At 56.2% G+C, this 17,166-nt stretch carries 16 protein-coding genes; 10 read left to right on the top strand and 6 right to left on the bottom strand.

The genetic code is table 11. The annotated features are described in order from the left end of the window. Nucleotides 1-78: 78 nt before the first annotated feature. From RT657_RS02540 to RT657_RS02515, 6 genes are all read left to right on the top strand, one after another. Nucleotides 79-864 (top strand): hypothetical protein, encoded by a 786-nt coding sequence (locus RT657_RS02540; RefSeq protein WP_313652268.1) that lies wholly within the window; start codon nucleotides 79-81, stop codon nucleotides 862-864. Further along, a complete protein-coding gene (locus tag RT657_RS02535) occupies nucleotides 858-1,118 on the top strand; it encodes a hypothetical protein (protein ID WP_313652266.1) in 261 nt (86 codons plus the stop codon). Before RT657_RS02540 ends, RT657_RS02535 begins: the two co-directional genes overlap by 7 nt. Before the next feature lie 637 nt (nucleotides 1,119-1,755). Next, the gene (locus RT657_RS02530; protein ID WP_313652264.1) at nucleotides 1,756-2,322 is read left to right on the top strand and encodes an Ail/Lom family outer membrane beta-barrel protein; all 567 of its coding nucleotides are present in this window, start codon (nucleotides 1,756-1,758) and stop codon (nucleotides 2,320-2,322) included. A 207-nt stretch (nucleotides 2,323-2,529) separates the two neighbouring features. Beyond that, entirely contained in the window at nucleotides 2,530-3,024 is a 495-nt protein-coding gene (locus tag RT657_RS02525; RefSeq protein WP_313652262.1) for a DUF2569 domain-containing protein, read from the top strand. A 114-nt stretch (nucleotides 3,025-3,138) separates the two neighbouring features. Then, nucleotides 3,139-3,678 carry a hypothetical protein gene (locus RT657_RS02520; protein ID WP_313652260.1) on the top strand — a complete coding sequence of 180 codons (540 nt, stop codon included), beginning with the start codon at nucleotides 3,139-3,141 and terminating at the stop codon, nucleotides 3,676-3,678. A 407-nt stretch (nucleotides 3,679-4,085) separates the two neighbouring features. Beyond that, the gene (locus RT657_RS02515; protein WP_313652257.1) at nucleotides 4,086-4,628 is read left to right on the top strand and encodes a glycine zipper 2TM domain-containing protein; all 543 of its coding nucleotides are present in this window, start codon (nucleotides 4,086-4,088) and stop codon (nucleotides 4,626-4,628) included. Nucleotides 4,629-4,752: 124 nt separating this feature from the next. Here the strand turns inward: RT657_RS02515 and mfd are convergent, their stop codons facing one another. After that, nucleotides 4,753-8,196, bottom strand: a complete 3,444-nt coding sequence (gene mfd, locus RT657_RS02510) for a transcription-repair coupling factor (protein ID WP_313652255.1) — start codon at nucleotides 8,194-8,196, stop codon at nucleotides 4,753-4,755. Between the two features lie 225 nt (nucleotides 8,197-8,421). Next, nucleotides 8,422-8,631 (bottom strand): hypothetical protein, encoded by a 210-nt coding sequence (locus RT657_RS02505; protein ID WP_313652253.1) that lies wholly within the window; start codon nucleotides 8,629-8,631, stop codon nucleotides 8,422-8,424. Between the two features lie 241 nt (nucleotides 8,632-8,872). Between RT657_RS02505 and lolC the strand changes: the two genes are divergently transcribed. From lolC to cobB, 4 genes are all read left to right on the top strand, one after another. Beyond that, on the top strand, nucleotides 8,873-10,072 hold the full coding sequence (gene lolC, locus RT657_RS02500; RefSeq protein WP_313652251.1) for a lipoprotein-releasing ABC transporter permease subunit LolC: 1,200 nt from the start codon (nucleotides 8,873-8,875) through the stop codon (nucleotides 10,070-10,072). Continuing rightward, on the top strand, nucleotides 10,065-10,769 hold the full coding sequence (gene lolD, locus RT657_RS02495) for a lipoprotein-releasing ABC transporter ATP-binding protein LolD (protein WP_313652249.1): 705 nt from the start codon (nucleotides 10,065-10,067) through the stop codon (nucleotides 10,767-10,769). The genes lolC and lolD overlap by 8 nt, the downstream gene beginning before the upstream one ends. Continuing rightward, nucleotides 10,769-12,013, top strand: coding sequence for a lipoprotein-releasing ABC transporter permease subunit LolE (gene lolE / locus RT657_RS02490; RefSeq protein WP_313652247.1), 1,245 nt, complete (start codon nucleotides 10,769-10,771; stop codon nucleotides 12,011-12,013). The genes lolD and lolE overlap by 1 nt, the downstream gene beginning before the upstream one ends. A 145-nt stretch (nucleotides 12,014-12,158) precedes the next feature. Next, complete coding sequence (cobB, locus tag RT657_RS02485; protein ID WP_313652244.1) at nucleotides 12,159-12,992, top strand: Sir2 family NAD+-dependent deacetylase; 834 nt, start codon at nucleotides 12,159-12,161, stop codon at nucleotides 12,990-12,992. 144 nt (nucleotides 12,993-13,136) lie between these two features. Here the strand turns inward: cobB and potD are convergent, their stop codons facing one another. The 4 genes from potD to potA are packed head-to-tail and all read right to left on the bottom strand — an operon-like array spanning nucleotide 13,137 to nucleotide 16,921. Continuing rightward, a complete protein-coding gene (gene potD, locus RT657_RS02480; RefSeq protein ID WP_313652241.1) occupies nucleotides 13,137-14,180 on the bottom strand; it encodes a spermidine/putrescine ABC transporter substrate-binding protein PotD in 1,044 nt (347 codons plus the stop codon). A gap of 11 nt (nucleotides 14,181-14,191) precedes the next feature. Next, nucleotides 14,192-14,965, bottom strand: coding sequence for a spermidine/putrescine ABC transporter permease PotC (gene potC, locus RT657_RS02475; RefSeq protein ID WP_313652239.1), 774 nt, complete (start codon nucleotides 14,963-14,965; stop codon nucleotides 14,192-14,194). Beyond that, nucleotides 14,962-15,813 carry a spermidine/putrescine ABC transporter permease PotB gene (gene potB, locus RT657_RS02470; RefSeq protein WP_313652696.1) on the bottom strand — a complete coding sequence of 284 codons (852 nt, stop codon included), beginning with the start codon at nucleotides 15,811-15,813 and terminating at the stop codon, nucleotides 14,962-14,964. Before potB ends, potC begins: the two co-directional genes overlap by 4 nt. Continuing rightward, nucleotides 15,806-16,921 (bottom strand): spermidine/putrescine ABC transporter ATP-binding protein PotA, encoded by a 1,116-nt coding sequence (potA, locus tag RT657_RS02465; protein ID WP_313652237.1) that lies wholly within the window; start codon nucleotides 16,919-16,921, stop codon nucleotides 15,806-15,808. The genes potB and potA overlap by 8 nt, the downstream gene beginning before the upstream one ends. Nucleotides 16,922-17,166: the final 245 nt, after the last annotated feature.

Below are 17,166 nucleotides of genomic sequence, written 5' to 3'. Positions count from 1 at the left end.
TATCGGGTCAGAATGAGCCCCCTCAATGCTGAGGGGGCTTTTTTTTGCCTGAACTGGCCTTAGCGATGATGGCCGTTCATGAGATCGCTTCCAATTTTCAGAGCATATTTATCAGATAGCGCCTCGTCGGTAACAAAGTCGGCGGTAAGCGACGGCACGATTGTCATCCGGGATAAGGCGAAGCAGACGCAGGACGTGGCGGACCTGAGCCGCGACGCGGCGGGAGCGAATCCGGGGCTGGATAACATCTTCGATAAGGAAAAAGAGCAGCGATGGATGGAGACGGCGCAGCTGCTGGCGGAAACCGGCAGCCAGGCAGGCGACATCGCGCGGACGCAGGGTGAGATAGCGGCGACGAAGTCCGCCACGGAGAAGATGAAGGACATTTCGCCGGAGCAGAAGAAGGATGCAGAAGCGCAGTGGCGCAAAGCGAATCCGGGTCTGGAGCCGAGCGCCGCTGATATCACGGGGAAGGTGTATCAGGCGCTGTACAATCGGGCAATGCTGGACAGCGGAATGGGAACCGGCGGGACAGTGCAGCAGGGTATCAGCGCGGCGACGGCGGCGATACAGGGCCTGGCGGGTGGCAACATTGCTCAGGCCGTGAGCGGGGCGGCGACGCCGTACCTGGCGGAGCAGATACATACGCTGACGACCATGAAAGGCCCGGACGGCAAGGATGTGGTGAACGTTGAGGCGAACCTGAAAGCACACGCGGTGGTTGGCGCGGCCACGGCTTACGCGGCGGGCAACAGCGCGGTGGCGGGTGCCCTGGCGGGTAAAAATAGTATTGAGGATAATCTTCCGGGCGGAAATGAAAAGTCTGGGAGGCCTGGATACGCCAGCATGGAATCGAGATGGTAAGTAGCGCCAAAGCATCCGGTTCAGCAAGTTATCAGAAAACAATGAATCAACGTGATGCTATAGGGCTGATACTGGCTACGGGAAGTGTAGCGCTGTTGCCTGGTGGTGCTCAGGCAATGGGGCAATCAGGAACAGGCGCGAATGCAGGTATCAGTTATCTCACAGATGGCATGATAGATCCGGCAAATGCTGTGATTGATGGCTGGGTAAATGTTATCAGCATGGGTAAAAATGGAGTTGAACAGCACCAATAATTACGTTTACCAGGCATTTTAGCAGCAGAGCACAGGCGTATGCATTGACGGCAGGTTTAAGGGGGGACGTTTTTCTGGAAAAAACAGACGCTAACTTTCTGAATGCTGGTTCTGCATTCAGGCTGGATTTAAATAAACTGGTTACCGAATATCTGTATGCATCAGGAACCCTGAGCGAAGTAAATAATGCTTGTTAATAAAGTCTGTAAAGGTATCTCTTAGCCGGATGGAGATGCAGCAATAAGGATGCATAGGCCTGATTTTATGATGCAACGGCCTTGATACCTCTGATTCTTTTTGGTCTAATAATGCCACCAGGAATGGCTGATAATTAAAAGAAAATGGATTTTCCTGTGAAAGTCTTGTTTTCATATCCGGTGTAAACGACCGGGACCATCTTTACTACAAATACAACTTCGCATTTGCGCAGGCTGATGTTTTTAAATGCCCGGCTATAAATTGATGCTCTCCGGCTCATTCTGAGCATGACAAACAGCGCACAATAGTAAATATTCCTGTCCGATATCGGCGGACAGACAAAAGCGACAACCTGTCTGTTGTGTATTGGTGATTCAGGGAACGAAGTCCTGCCTGACGCGCAGGGAAATAATCTAAATTATGAAAAGGAATGAACCCAATGAAATTTAAAATGACGACGCTGGCATTATTGTGTGGCACGCTGCTGGCAGGCAGCAATGCGTTTGCTGATAATCACACCGTCTCGGTTGGCTATGCGCAAAGCAAAGTTGAAGACTACAAACACATCCGTGGTGTCAATGTTCAGTATCGCTATGAATGGGATGCTCCCATCAGCGTCATTGGCTCATTCAGCTACATGAAAGGCGATCAGGATTTTTCAGAGCGGGATGAGTACGACGGTGACGTTTACGGCTATGACGGACAGGCTAAAGTGAAATATTATTCACTAATGGCGGGGCCAGCGTATCGTATCAATGACTATGTCAGTCTCTATGGATTAGTTGGTGTTGCCCATACTAAAGTGGATGAAAGCGTGCATTATCTGGGCGATTATTCAGATAGTTATGGCGAAAATAAAACCTCCTTTGCCTATGGTGCGGGCGTAGCCGTTAATCCCACTGATACACTCGCAATTAATATTGGCTATGAAGGCACGCGCGTTAACTATAATGATGCCCATTACGCCATCAACGGCTTCAATATTGGTGTCGGCTACCGTTTCTGATTTAGTCCTGAATCCGCAACCCTGACCATCTGGTCAGGGTTTTTTACGGTATGCAAAGAAGTATTTAATAGATGCCGTTTTACGCGACTCTTAATCAGGTTTAAAAAATAACTTATTCCATCTTGTCGTAGATGCCAGTCTTATGAAATAAACCGGCTTAGTTTTTGTTGAAAATATGGAAATAATTGCTGTATGAAGGAGGCAGGGATGTTATGTATTAAGTGTCAGGAAGCGGAAGGAAACAAAGATTCAGGTTACTGTGATAATTGTGAAAAAAAAGAAGAAGGCAGAATTAATGGTTTGTTATATCTGCCTGCTTTAGGCCTGGTTATGGGCTTTTTTACGATGTTATATAATGATTTTAATGTTGTTGCGTTAATTGCTAATACATACCAGAAATATAGTGTAATTAATAGTTTTAGTATTTTGCTCTTAATGCTTTCAATTATTGATTTTCCCGTAACAGTACTGGCTTGCTGGTTCTTCTTTAAGAAAAAAGCAAAAATCAGATGCGTGATGATAACGTACTATTTATATGGTCTTGTCTTTGCCAGTTTTTGTACGTTTTACCCTGCCTTAGTTTTCCACGTAAACCTTACACAGCCTGTTATCAATACCCTGGGCAGGGCCTTTATCAGTTGTCTGATATGGGTGCCTTATTTTATTTTCTCCAGCAGGATTAATAAAGTCTTTGTGCATTAATGTGGACATGTTTTTATGTCAAAAATTAAACGCTGTGCAACGCAACAGAGACCTGGTCCTGGCATCATTAAAATAACTCAATTTTTATTGAAGTTTAATTAAGGGGGATAAACAATGGCGGCGAAAATCATCATCTCTGGATTGATAACATTATTATTGAGTGGTTGCACCGCAGGTTTCAGACCTTCTCTGAATGATTATAAAGGAGAGGATGCGGCCCGGATTCGCGTTGGTTCAGAGGGCAATACGGCACTTCAGTTCTTTGAGAAGCAGGATTCAGGTTGCTATAAAAAAGTACTGGAACGCCGTATTACTTCTGGCTTTGCCATTCTGGGTATCCCTGTCACAGGGAATAAACGAATAGGTATGCCAGCCTCATCTGATAATAATGGTGCTTTCATCAATGAGTTCACCCTGAAGCCGGGGCAAATGATCCGGGTCATCCACTACTGGACTGAGACGGGGTACTATCAGAACACGCAAAAATCTGCCACTGCTGCATTTATTCCTCAGGCTAACCATGACTACGATATTGTGGTCAAAGGCTCTGCATATTCTGGCGATAGCGTGTCCATCAAAAATCTCACCCCGGATGGCGCCGTAGTGGGCTGGGGCGACGTGAAGGAATGCCCATCAGAGAGTATTTTTGATTAGTTTCCTCTTCCTCCATTCCTGAAGCCTGGTTGCTTCAGGAATGAATCTTCACCTTTAAGTAATAGTCAGTAACCGGGTTACAGGTAGCGATGGAAATGCCGTTGCCAGAACAAGCAATCAGCTTCTTTAAAGCACTTTGTAAAGGTTTATGATATGGATTTAATTGGTTAAAGTTTCGGCTTAAAGCGATAACAGTGAAAACTCTCTTCCCTTCAGAACTCTCCTAAAAACTGGTCCTGATAGCAAAGTGACCGATTTCCTCCATTTATCTGATGTTGCAATTTTAGTCCATCTGCAAAACTTCACTTCAACAAACACGGCGCGTCGCGCACGCCGGTTATACCTCCATCAACGAGGATGCTTTAACAGCAGGAATGCGCGGTAACACTTTTCAGGAGGAACGTCCTGTGAATAAATCAATGTTAGCGGGTATCGGTATTGGTGTGGCAGCAGCACTGGGTGTTGCCGCCGTGGCAGGCATGAACGTGTTTGACCGCGGCCCGCAATACGCTCAGGTACTCTCTGCGACGCCTATTAAAGAGAGCATCAGGCAGCCACGCCAGGAGTGCCGTAATGTCACCCTGACGCATCGCCGGGCCGTGCAGGATGAAAACCGTCTTGCTGGCTCGGTGTTAGGTGCAGTGGCAGGCGGTGTGCTGGGTCACCAGTTTGGCGGCGGTCGCGGCAGGGATGTGGCGACGGTAGCAGGTGCGGTTGCGGGCGGTTATGCCGGTAATCAGGTCCAGGCCGGATTGCAGGATCGGGATACTTACACCACCACCGAACAGCGCTGTAAGACAGTGTATGATAAACAAGAGAAAAAACTGGGATATGACGTGACCTATAAAATAGGCGACCAGCAGGGCAAAATCCGCATGGAAAACGACCCCGGCACGCGTATTCCTCTGGACCGCAATGGTCAGCTGATTCTTAACAGCGACCAGGCGTAATTGGGCAAAGCTTTGCCGCACTCGCGGCCACACAGCACGACGTAATGAAAAAGGCGCATCTTCCGGATGCGCCTTTTTCATGGTGTCCGGCCCGCCCGGCGCTCAGCACCGGACGGGCAGGGAGTCAGACCTGATGCTCAGCCAGCTGTGAGACAAAGCCCTGCACCCACTCCATCCGCAGCTTTCGTTCCGACAGTTCACGGGTGAAACGCAGTCGCGTTGGCCCATCCAGCTTCCACTGCTGTGGTTCCTTCTGCAGCAGGCTGATAAGCCATGCCGGATCCACCTTGTTCTGCGGTGCAAAATCGAAATAGCCACCTTTGTCGCTGGCTTCAATCTTACGCAGCCCCACGGTTTGTGCCTGCAGGCGGATAATCGCCACATCCAGCAGGTTACGCGCCGCATCTGGCAGCAGGCCGAAGCGATCGATCATCTCAACCTTCAGTTCCTGCAGCTCCTCCTCACTCTCCGCGCTGGCGATGCGTTTGTAGAGTGAAAGGCGGGTGCTGACGTCGGGAATAAAGTCCTCCGGCAGCAGTGCTGGCATCCGCAGTTCCACCTCGGTCTGATTGCTGGTGAGATCTTCCAGCGACGGCTCGCGTCCTGCCTTCAGTGCCTCAACCGCGTTCTCCAGCAGCTCCATGTAGAGCGTGAAGCCCAGCGTCTCCATCTGACCGCTCTGCTCATCGCCCAGCAGCTCGCCCGCGCCGCGAATCTCAAGGTCATGAGTCGCCAGCGCAAAACCGGCTCCCAGATCTTCCAGCGAGGCGATCGCTTCCAGACGTTTATGCGCATCGGCGGTCATCGCTTTCGGATGCGGCGTTAACAGCCAGGCATAGGCCTGATGGTGCGAACGCCCGACGCGCCCGCGCAGCTGGTGCAGCTGGGCCAGACCAAAGTGGTCGGCCCGCTCGATGATGATGGTATTGGCGGTCGGAATGTCGATCCCGGTTTCGATAATGGTGGTACAGACCAGCACGTTGAAACGCTGATGATGGAAATCGTTCATCACCCGCTCCAGCTCGCGCTCACGCATCTGGCCGTGACCGATCGCCACCCGTGCTTCCGGCACCAGCTCGCTCAGGCGCTGCGCCGCTTTCTCAATATTTTCAACGTCGTTATAGAGGTAGTAAACCTGACCGCCACGCAGCACCTCACGCAGGATCGCTTCGCGGATCACCAGGTCATCATATTCACGGACAAAGGTTTTTACCGCTAAACGACGGGCCGGCGGCGTGGCGATAATAGAGAGATCGCGCATGCCGCTCATGGCCATATTCAGGGTGCGCGGAATCGGCGTGGCGGTGAGCGTCAGAATATCCACATCGGCCCGCATCGCTTTGATCCGCTCTTTGTGACGCACCCCAAAGCGGTGCTCCTCATCGACAATCAGCAGACCAAGATCGTGCCATTTCAGATCGCTCATCAGCAGCTTGTGGGTGCCGATCAGGATATCGATCTTGCCCTCGCTGGCCTGTTCCAGCACCTGCGCCTGCTCTTTTGCGGTGCGGAAACGGGAAAGCATCTCAATGCGAACCGGCCAGTTGGCGAAGCGATCGCGGAAGTTATCGTAATGCTGCTGGGCCAGCAGGGTGGTTGGCACCAGCACGGCGACCTGTTTATGGTTCTCAATCGCCAGAAACGCCGCGCGCATCGCGACTTCGGTTTTACCGAAACCAACATCGCCGCACACCAGACGGTCCATCGCCAGCGGCTGGCACATATCGCTCAGTACCGCATTGATCGCCTGCGCCTGGTCTGGAGTAGTCTCAAACGGGAAACTCTCACAGAACAGCTGATACTGCTCACGGTCGTGTTTAAAGGCAAAGCCCGCTTTGGCGGCGCGCTGGGCGTAGATATCCAGCAGCTCAGCCGCCACATCGCGCACTTTCTCTGCCGCTTTCTGCCGTGCGCGTGACCAGGCGTCGCTGCCCAGTTTGTGCAGTGGCGCGTTATCGTCCGCACCGCCTGCGTAGCGGCTGATCAGGTGCAGCGAGGAAACCGGGACATAGAGCTTGGCGTCATTGGCGTAAGAGAGCATCAGGTATTCCGCCTCGATGCCGCCCGCTTCCAGCGTGGTCAGGCCGATGTATCGTCCTACGCCGTGCTCCAGATGCACTACCGGCTGGCCGGGGTGCAGCTCCGCCAGGTTACGGATCAGAATGTCCGGATTAATGGTGTGACGGGTATCCTGACGACGACGGCTGACGCGCTCACCCAGCAGGTCGCTCTCACAAATCAGCGCCCGGTTGCTCTGGGTGTCGATAAAACCGCGTTCGCTGGCCCCGATCATCAGCGTGAAACGGTCGTCGCCGTTTTCATCGAAGCGATGCACCGGCTGAGGCCGCAGCTTAATCCGCGCCAGCAGCTCCTGCAGGCTCTCACGGCGGCCTTCGCTCTCTACCGAGAAGACGACGGCTCCGCTGAAGGTTTCGATAAACTGACGCAGATGATCAAGCGGCGCTTTGGCCTGGGCCTGAATAGCCAGGTCCGGCAGCGGGGTGTAGCCAAGGTTGGTATTGGCCGCCTTTGCCGGCAGCACCTCGCTGGTCATCTGAATGCGCGGCCAGGCTTTCAGCTCGCCCATTAAGGCATCCGGGCGCAGCCACAGGGTCACCGGCTCCAGCAGCGGGCGCATCGGGTCAACGCGACGGTTTTCATAACGCGCTTCAGCATCCTGCCAGAAGCGGCTGGCGCTGCCTTCAAGATCGCCGCAGTTTACAATCAGGGTGTTGTCGGGCAGGTAACTGAACAGGCTGGGTAGTGGCTGCTCAAAAAAGAGCGGCTGCCAGTATTCAATACCTGCGGGCAGTGTGCCTTTGCTGACCTGCTGGTAGACATGTTCCGATTCGCGGCGCACATCAAAGATTTCACGCCAGCGGCTGCGGAATAGCTCAATGGCCGCTTTATCGCTGGGAAACTCATGCGCAGGCAGCAGGTTGATTTCGGCAACCGCCTCCAGCGTGCGCTGCGAATCGACGTCAAACAGACGCAGGCTGTCAATCTCATCATCAAAGAAGTCGATACGGTAGGGCTGATCGCTACCCATCGGGAAGAGGTCGAGCAGGGCGCCGCGGGTGGCATATTCCCCGTGCTCCATCACCTGGTCCACATGGCGATAGCCCGCCTGCTCCAGCTGATCACGCAGCCGGTCGCGTGACAGTTTCTGCCCCTGCTTCATGACCAGCGCGTGGCCATGCAGGAAACTGTGCGGGCAGACGCGCTGCATCAGCGTATTGACCGGCATGATCAGCATACCGTTCTGCATTACGGGCAGCTGGTAGAGGGTCGACAGACGGGCAGAGATAATATCCTGATGCGGAGAAAAACTGTCATAGGGCAGCGTTTCCCAGTCGGCGAGGTAGGCGACCGGCAGATCGGTAAACTGGCGGATCTCATCCAGCAGTCGTAGCGCAGTCTGAGTATCGGGGGTAATCATCAGGACCGGACCGGTGTGGCGTTCGGTAATGCTGGCACACTCTACCGCATGTGCCGCGCCTGTGAGCTGGCCGAGCTGGCGGAGATCGCCGGATTTAACGGGCAGGGTATAACGAGTCTGTTCGGACATGGGATCTCGGGGTTGCTCCATTTTTCCAGGACGTAATCATTCCATATTATGTCAGGGGGATCACCTTTGCGGCACAATTTTCCTGCCGCACCGCGCTGAAGCCGGGCGTTCAGCCCTTACCGGGTGTCGGCGGTAACGAAGCGGATAAGAAGAGGATAGACGCAGTCTGGAAAGGAAACAGAGAAAACCACCGTCGCCATGCAGCGACGGGGTTAAACGGGCAGATTATTTTATGGATTGCTGTGTGTAATGCATGCGTGGCCGGTCGATACTGGCCCAGGATAACGCCTGTTCAGGGTGATAGCTGAGAGTGCCGTCATCCCATTTTACGTAGTACCCGACGGGTTCGTCCCGCAGTTCAAAGACGTTGATAATCTCGCCTCTGATCTCGCCGGATTGATGTTTTACGATGCTGCCTTTGGAAAATTTCGACATAATCGCACCTCTCTCCAGCCCGGTGATGGTTTACCCTGTTACTGAGTGTAGTCTACCCGCCGGGGCGGGGGATAATCCGCCAATAAGCGACGGCTTTATCGGCTATTCCGCTGCTTTGGCGCTGAAGGTGACGCATTCTGATGCAACTTTGCTGCCGACTCAGAGGGTTAGAGGTTTCATAAAGCCAGCCGCTCCTTTATCATCCCACTACCTATTTTCAGGCAACGGCTTACTGAATTCCATGTATCAACCTGTCGCGCTATTTATCGGTCTGCGTTACATGCGCGGACGAGCATCGGATCGCTTCGGTCGCTTTGTCTCCTGGCTTTCAACGATTGGCATTACGCTCGGCGTGCTGGCGATGGTGACTGTACTCTCGGTGATGAACGGTTTTGAGCGTGAACTCGAAGGCAACATTCTTGGCCTGATGCCTCAGGCGCTGATCACCAGCGACAAAGGCAGCCTCAATCCGCAGCAGCAACCCGCGGCCTCGCTGAACCTGCAGGGCGTCAGCCGCACCGCACCGCTGACGACCGCCAGCGTGGTGCTGCAAAGTCCGCACAGCGTCGCCGTGGGCGTGATGCTGGGCATTAATCCTGATCAAAACGATCCGCTGACGCCGTTCCTGGTGAACACCCGGCAGAGCGTGCTGCAGCCCGGACAGTACAACGTGATCCTGGGCGAACAGCTCGCGTCACAGCTCGGCGTGAAACGGGGCGATCAGCTGCGTCTGATGGTCCCCTCGGTCAGCCAGTTTACACCAATGGGGCGCGTGCCGAGCCAGCGTCTGTTCACCGTGGCGGGCACCTACGCGGCCAACAGCGAAGTTGATGGTTATCAGATCCTGGTCAATCTTCAGGATGCATCACGCGTAATGCGCTATCCGGCCGGAAACATCACCGGCTGGCGTCTCTGGCTGGACAAGCCGCTGTCGGTTGACAGTCTGAGTCAGCAGACACTGCCCGCTGGGCTGGACTGGAAAGACTGGCGTGAGCGCAAAGGCGACCTCTTCCAGGCGGTGCGCATGGAGAAGAATATGATGGGCCTGCTGCTGAGCCTGATCATCGCGGTAGCGGCGTTTAACATCATCACCTCGCTGGGCCTGCTGATCATGGAGAAGCAGGGCGAAGTGGCCATTCTGCAGACGCAGGGCCTGACGCGCCGGCAGATTGTCGCCGTCTTTATGGTTCAGGGCGCCAGCGCCGGGATTATCGGCACGCTGCTCGGCACCCTGCTTGGCGTGCTGCTGGCCAGCCAGCTCAACAACTTAATGCCGGTGATTGGCCTGTTCCTCGATGGCGCCGCGCTGCCGGTGGATATCAATCTGTGGCAGGTGATTACCATTGCCCTCAGCGCGATGATCGTTGCGCTGTTGTCTACGCTCTATCCTTCGTGGCGCGCTGCCGCCGTTCAACCTGCTGAGGCTTTACGTTATGAGTAACTCTCCTTTGTTGCAGTGCCGCGACCTGTGCAAACGCTATCAGGAAGGCAGCGTGCAGACCGATGTGCTGCGCAATGTGGCTTTCAGCCTCCAGCCCGGCGAACTGACGGCGATCGTCGGCAGCTCCGGTTCCGGTAAAAGTACGCTGCTGCATCTGCTCGGCGGCCTGGATGCGCCGACCTCGGGCGATGTGGTGTTTGATGGTCAGTCACTGAATGCCATGTCCTCCTCGGCCAAAGCGGAGCTGCGTAACCGCGAGCTGGGCTTTATCTACCAGTTCCACCATCTGCTGCCGGATTTCAGCGCGCTGGAGAACGTAGCGATGCCGCTGCTGATTGGCAAAATTGCGAAAGCGGAAGCACAGGCGCGGGCTCGTGAGATGCTGGCTGCGGTCGGGCTGGAGCATCGCGCCGCCCACCGGCCGTCTGAGCTGTCGGGCGGGGAGCGCCAGCGTGTCGCGATTGCCCGCGCGCTGGTGAACCGTCCGCGGCTGGTGATGGCGGATGAGCCCACCGGTAACCTGGATGCGCGCAACGCTGATGCCATCTTTGAACTGCTGGGCGAACTGAACGTCCGTCAGGGCACCGCGTTTCTGGTGGTGACCCACGATCTGATGCTGGCAAAACGGATGACGCGTCAGATGGAGATGCGCGACGGCCAGTTAAGCGACCAGCTCACCCTGGCAGGAGCGGTGTAATGGGTTCATCGTTATCCCTGTTGCTGGGCCTGCGCTTTAGCCGCGGGCGCCGTCGTGGCGGCATGGTGTCGCTGATTTCGGTTATCTCCACCGTGGGTATCGCGCTGGGCGTGGCAGTGCTGATCATCGGCCTGAGCGCCATGAACGGATTCGAGCGCGAGCTGAATAACCGTATTCTGGCGGTCGTGCCGCACGGAGAGATCGAGGCGGTCAACCAGCCGTTCCGCCAGTGGCAGTCCCTGATCGCTCCGATAGAGAAGGTGCCTGGTATCGCGGCGGCTGCGCCCTATGTGAACTTCACCGGCCTGATTGAGAGCGGCGCCCGGCTGGAGGCGCTGCAGGTTAAGGGCGTTGATCCCGCTCAGGAGCCGCGCCTCAGCGCGCTGCCGCAGTTCGTGGCTGATAACGCCTGGTCCTCCTTTGCCGCGGGTAAGCAGCAGATCATCCTCGGCGGCGGCATTGCGAAATCGCTGAATGTGAAGCAGGGCGACTGGATCACCATCATGATCCCCAACAACGACGGCGACAATAAACTGTTACAGCCCAAACGCATCCGGTTGCAGGTCAGCGGCATCCTGCAACTCAGCGGTATGCTCGATCACAGCCTGGCGCTGGTGCCGCTGGCGGACGCGCAGCACTATCTGGAGATGGGTGACAGCGTTTCCGGTATCGCCCTGAAAATGACCGATCCGTTCCAGGCGGTGAAGCTGGTGCGGGAAGCCGGGGAAGCGACCCGCTCTTACGTCTATATTAAGAGCTGGATTGGCACCTACGGCTACATGTACCGGGATATTCAGATGATCCGCGCCATCATGTATCTGGCGATGGTGCTGGTGATCGGGGTAGCCTGCTTTAACATCGTCTCTACGCTGGTCATGGCGGTGAAGGACAAGAGCAGTGACATTGCGGTGCTGCGCACGCTCGGTGCGAAAGACCGGCTGATCCGCGCCATCTTCATCTGGTACGGTCTGCTGGCGGGGCTGCTGGGCAGCGTCAGCGGTGTGATCGCGGGCGTGCTGGTGGCGCTGAACCTGACCTCGCTGGTGCGCGGACTGGAGTCAGTGACCGGCCATCATCTGCTGGCAGGCGATATCTACTTTATCGATTTCCTGCCGTCGGAACTGCACTGGATTGATGTGTTCTCAGTACTGATCACCGCAATTCTGCTGAGTCTGTTAGCAAGCTGGTATCCCGCGAGGCGCGCCAGCCGCATCGACCCGGCTCGGGTATTAAGCGGTCAGTGATCAAAGGCGGCGCGAGTGATTTCGCGCCGCCTCTGTTTTAAGACCTTTGCTGTTGGGCCTGGCCCGCAGCAACCGTTACTATCGGGTGAACTTACCCGGAAACTGTTTATAGCGGCTCGCCGCAGCCGCTACGCCAGGAGATTTTATGCGTACACCACGTCGCCGCCTGCGACTTGCCCGCCTGAAGAAAACCCGGAGAAAGGTACATCAGCGCTTTCGTCAGCGCATTTTTGAGCGCGACCGCCAGGCCGAACTGGCGGCCCATCCTCTGCCGCATGTGGTCGTGCTGACCGGCGCGGGCATCTCTGCGGAGTCCGGCATCCGGACCTTCCGCGCCGCCGACGGCCTGTGGGAAGAGCATCACGTTGAAGATGTGGCGACACCCGAAGGCTTTCAGCGCGACCCGGCACTGGTGCAGCGCTTCTACAACGCACGCCGCCAGCAGCTTCAGCAGGCAGAGATCCAGCCTAACGCGGCGCATCTGGCCCTGGCGGAGCTGGAGCAGGTGCTGGGCGACAATTTCCTGCTGGTGACGCAGAACATCGACAATCTGCATGAACGGGCCGGCAACAGCCGGGTACTGCACATGCACGGCGAGCTGTTAAAAGTGCGCTGCGTCTCCAGCGGTCAGGTAATTGCGTGGACCGGTGACATTACCCCGGACGATCGCTGCACCTGCTGCCAGTTCCCCTCGGCGCTGCGACCGCATGTGGTGTGGTTTGGCGAGATGCCGCTGGGCATGGAGGAGATTTATCAGGCGCTGGAGCAGGCCGATTACTTTATCGCTATCGGCACCTCAGGCCACGTCTACCCGGCGGCGGGTTTCGTGCATGAGGCTAAACTGCAGGGCGCGCATACGGTTGAGCTCAATCTTGAGCCGAGCCAGGTCGGCAACGAGTTTGCCGAGCGGCACTATGGCCTCGCGAGCGAAGTGGTGCCGGAGTTTGTCCACACCCTGCTGCGCGGTTGCGTCCGGTAAGCGGGACGGGTGAGTGAGGCGTGCCCGGCGCAAATCCGGCGTCTGAGGTCAATACCTCTTCAGACGCCGTTACGCGGGCCTGGCCTGGCCCGCCTGATCGGCGGCGCGCGGCCTCCTTCACGCCTTTTTAAGAAACCGGCGGCTCTAGCGGCCCGCTTTCAGCTGCTGGAACAGCGTTTCGTACTGAACGCTGGCCTCACCCACATCATCCTGCCATTCGCCATGTTTAATCACGTCAGCGGGTGGATAGAGCGAAGGATCGTTCGCTACGGCCGGTGGCAGCAGGGCTTTGGCGGCGAGGTTCGGCGTAGGATAACCGATGGTCTCCGCGACGCTGGCGGCGACGTCCGGACGCAGCAGGAAGTTAATCAGCTTCAGCGCGCCGGCTTTGTTTTTCGCATTAGCCGGGATTGCCAGGTTATCCATCCAGAAGATGCCGCCCTCCTCAGGCCAGACCACCGCTAACGGCGTGCCCGCCTGACGCGCGACCCAGGCCGAGCCATTCCAGAGCATCCCCAGATTGACCTCGCCTTCCATATACGGGTTCCCCGGGTTATCGGAGTTGAAGGCCAGCACATTAGGCATCAGTTTTTTCAGCTCCAGATACGCCGCCTTGATCTGCGCCGGATCGCGGGTATTGCCGGAGTAGCCCAGCTTGCGCAGCGCCATCTGGAACACCTCGCGCGCATCGTCAGTCAGCAGCAGGCTCTGCTTATATTCCGGTTTCCAGAGGTCGGCCCAGCGGGTCACCTTGCTGGCGTCGATCTCGTCGGTATTGACGCCGATCGCCGTAGCGCCCCAGATATAGGGGATCGAATAGTCATTGTCGGGATCGAACGGCTTATTCAGCAGGTCAGGATCGAGGTTACTGAAGTTGCTGAGCTGGCTTTTGTCGATCTTCTGCAGCATCCCCTCGTTGCGCATCTTCGCCACGAAGTAGGTTGAGGGCACTACCAGATCGTAAGCGCCATCTTTCCAGGTTTTCAGCTTGGCGTACATGCTCTCGTTGGACTCGTAGGTGGAGTAGATCACCTTAATCCCGGTCTCTTTGGTGAACTGCTCCAGCAGTCCCGGCGGCACATACTCCGTCCAGTTATAGAAGTAGAGCGTGTTGCTGTCGTCGGCCTGGGCCACATTCATGCCCAGCAGCAGCGCACCTGCCGCCAGCCAGTGAGATCGCTTTTTCATTATCTTTCCTCTTATCGATTTCTGTCGCGCAGTAACCACTGGCTGGCCGTCACCAGCAGCAACGACAGCAGCAGTAAAATGGTGGCCAGCGCATTCACCTCCGGTGAGACGCCAACCTTTACCATGGAGTAGATCTTCAGCGGTAAGATCTCAAATGTCGGGCCGGTGACGAACGACGAAACCACCACATCATCCATTGACAGCGTGAAGCTCAGCAGCCAGCCCGCCGCGACCGCGGGCATCGCCAGCGGCAGGATAATCCGGCGCAGGATGGTGATTTCACTGGCACCGAGATCTTTGGCCGCCTCCAGCATCCGCACATCAAACCCTTTCAGTCGTGCGTAGACCGTAATCACCACAAACGGCAGGCAGAAGGTGATATGGGAGATCAGCAGCGACCAGAAGCCCAGTGAAATGCCCAGCAGCATAAACAGCACCAGCAGGGAGATGGCCATCACAATGTCCGGCGACATCATCACCACAAACAGCATGCCGCTGACAAACGGCTTACCGCGGAAACGGTAGCGATAGAGCGCCACGGCGGTGAGGGCACCGATCAGCGTGGCGCACGTGGCAGATAGCACACCCATGATTAACGAATGCTGCGCTGCCTGAAGCAGGCTGTCGTTGTTCAGCAGCAGGCTGTACCACGTCGTCGTGAAGCCCTGCCAGTTGATACCGAACCGGGAGGCGTTAAACGAATTGACGATCAGAATCACGATCGGTATGTAGAACCAGGCGTAAATCAGCGCCATAAAAGCGCCGCGTAACAGGCGAGCGATCATCCCAACTCTCCCCTGTTATTCAGCAGTCGCGCGACGCGCCAGTAAATCAGCAGCAGCAGCCCCATTAACAGGGTCATGACGACGCTGGTGGCGGCCCCCAGTGGCCAGTCACGGATATTCAGGAACTGGCTCTTAATAATATTCCCGATCAGCAGGTTTTTGGCGCCACCCATCAGGTCGGCGACGTAAAACAGCCCCATCGCCGGGATAAACACCAGCAGGCAGCCCGCGATAATGCCAGGCATGGTCAGCGGCAGAACCACCCGGAAAAAGGTCTGCAGCTTACCGGCGCCCAGGTCGCGCGCTGCTTCCAGCAGCGGTCTGTCCAGCTTCTCCAGGCTGGAGTAAAGCGGCAGCACCATAAACGGCAGCAGGATATAGATCAGACCGAGGATCACCGCTTCCGGCGTATAGATGATGCGAAACGGCTTGTCGATCAGCCCCAGCGACAGCAGGCCATCGTTGAGCCAGCCTCGGGTGCTGAGAAAGATTTTCAGACCATAGATGCGGATCAGTGAGTTGGTCCAGAACGGCACAATCAACAGGAACAGCATCAGCGGGCGCAGGCGCGGCGGCAGTTTCGTCAGGCACCAGGCGAAGGGATAGCCCAGCAGCAGGCAACCGAGCGTGGCGATCAGCGCCATATTCAGGGAGTGCAGCAGCACCTCCGCGTAAAGCGGATCGAGCAGGCGACCATAGTTGCTGAGCGTTGGCGTCGTGCTGACGAAATGGGCTTCATCACGCGTCAGAAAGCTGGTGACGAAGATCATCAGATCAGGAATAAAGACGAACAGCGTCAGCCAGCCGACAATCAGCGCGATGACGCACTTCTGAAAACCATTACGCATCAGCTTCATAGGGCAGCACCACCTCCCAGCCTGGCACCCAGTTCACCACCATCTTCTGATTCAGTGAGTGGTCGAAGTCGGGGTCGTCTTCATTAAAGAATTCGCTCACCGTAATCAGCTTGCCATTCTCCAGCGCGACCACGGACTCCAGCGTCATGCCCTTATAGTTTCGTTCACGGACATAGCCAATCAGGCCATCTGCCGGGCGATCATCATGGATCTCGTCGACCCGCAGATCTTCCGGCCGCAACATCACATGCAGCCGGTCACCGGTGCTGACCGGGAAGGAGCAGTGGATCTGGCACTCGCGCCCCTCAACCCGTGCACGCACCGCTGGCGCGTTATCGGCGGCGATAACCTCTGCGTCAAACAGGTTGATTTCGCCGATGAAGCGGGCGACAAACAGGTTTTCAGGCTCTTCGTAGACTTCGCGTGGCGTGCCGTCCTGCACCACCTTGCCGTCGCGCATCACCACGATACGGTCGGACATCGTCAGCGCCTCCTCCTGATCGTGCGTGACGAAGACAAAGGTGATGCCGAGTTTACGCTGCAGCGCCTTCAGCTCGTTCTGCATCTGACGGCGCAGCTTGTAGTCCAGCGCCGAGAGTGACTCGTCCAGCAGCAGTACTTTAGGCCGGTTAACCACGGCACGGGCGATCGCCACCCGCTGCTGCTGACCGCCAGAGAGCTGATGCGGACGCCGATCGGCGAAGCTCTCCAGCTGTACCATCGCCAGCGCCTCGTTAACCCGTTCGCGAATCTGCGCCGCCGGCGTTTTCTGCATCCGCAGGCCAAACGCCACGTTCTCAAACACCGTCATGTGCGGGAACAGCGCATAGCTCTGAAACACGGTATTGACGTGACGATGCTCGGCGGGTGTGTTGGTAATATCCTGATTATCGAGCGTGATCTGGCCGCGGTCGGCCTCTTCCAGACCGGCGATCAGGCGCAGGATCGTCGTTTTGCCGCAGCCCGATGGGCCGAGCAGGGTGATGAACTCACCGTGATTGATGGTCAGGTTAAAATCATCAATGATGGTTTTACCGTCGAAAGCTTTACTGATGCCAGAAAGCGTAACCAGCGCCTGCTGTGCGCATGTTTGCGTCATTTTAGTCTCAGTCTGTTAGAGGTCGGACAGATTCAGCATAGCCGCATTGCGCAGCCAGCCAGCAAAGAGGGCGGATGATACCTGAAAAATGCAGTAATGCCATGATTTGCCCGCCTGATTGGGGCTGATGGGTGCCATGACGAAAAAGATTGCGTGTTTTGCCGCAACATTCGCTGGCTGCGTCGCTTTTTTCAGGCTTATGGCTTTCCCAAAGGTCCCCGACAGCGCTAACCTGTCTGCGAATG

The organism is Pantoea sp. (genome assembly GCF_032114055.1).
GTDB lineage: Bacteria > Pseudomonadota > Gammaproteobacteria > Enterobacterales > Enterobacteriaceae > Pantoea.
This window is presented reverse-complemented; position numbering and strand designations above follow the sequence as displayed.

Excerpts from the sequence above, each read along its gene's own strand:
- cobB (WP_313652244.1), top strand. The coding sequence starts at position 12,159 with ATGCGTACACCACGTCGCCGCCTGCGACTTGCCCGCCTGAAGAAAACC.
- RT657_RS02540 (WP_313652268.1), top strand. The coding sequence starts at position 79 with ATGAGATCGCTTCCAATTTTCAGAGCATATTTATCAGATAGCGCCTCG.
- potB (WP_313652696.1), bottom strand. The coding sequence starts at position 15,813 with ATGCGTAATGGTTTTCAGAAGTGCGTCATCGCGCTGATTGTCGGCTGG.
- RT657_RS02530 (WP_313652264.1), top strand. The coding sequence starts at position 1,756 with ATGAAATTTAAAATGACGACGCTGGCATTATTGTGTGGCACGCTGCTG.
- RT657_RS02505 (WP_313652253.1), bottom strand. The coding sequence starts at position 8,631 with ATGTCGAAATTTTCCAAAGGCAGCATCGTAAAACATCAATCCGGCGAG.
- RT657_RS02525 (WP_313652262.1), top strand. The coding sequence starts at position 2,530 with ATGTTATGTATTAAGTGTCAGGAAGCGGAAGGAAACAAAGATTCAGGT.
- potD (WP_313652241.1), bottom strand. The coding sequence starts at position 14,180 with ATGAAAAAGCGATCTCACTGGCTGGCGGCAGGTGCGCTGCTGCTGGGC.
- potA (WP_313652237.1), bottom strand. The coding sequence starts at position 16,921 with ATGACGCAAACATGCGCACAGCAGGCGCTGGTTACGCTTTCTGGCATC.
- mfd (WP_313652255.1), bottom strand. The coding sequence starts at position 8,196 with ATGTCCGAACAGACTCGTTATACCCTGCCCGTTAAATCCGGCGATCTC.
- lolD (WP_313652249.1), top strand. The coding sequence starts at position 10,065 with ATGAGTAACTCTCCTTTGTTGCAGTGCCGCGACCTGTGCAAACGCTAT.
- potC (WP_313652239.1), bottom strand. The coding sequence starts at position 14,965 with ATGATCGCTCGCCTGTTACGCGGCGCTTTTATGGCGCTGATTTACGCC.
- lolE (WP_313652247.1), top strand. The coding sequence starts at position 10,769 with ATGGGTTCATCGTTATCCCTGTTGCTGGGCCTGCGCTTTAGCCGCGGG.
- RT657_RS02520 (WP_313652260.1), top strand. The coding sequence starts at position 3,139 with ATGGCGGCGAAAATCATCATCTCTGGATTGATAACATTATTATTGAGT.
- RT657_RS02535 (WP_313652266.1), top strand. The coding sequence starts at position 858 with ATGGTAAGTAGCGCCAAAGCATCCGGTTCAGCAAGTTATCAGAAAACA.
- lolC (WP_313652251.1), top strand. The coding sequence starts at position 8,873 with ATGTATCAACCTGTCGCGCTATTTATCGGTCTGCGTTACATGCGCGGA.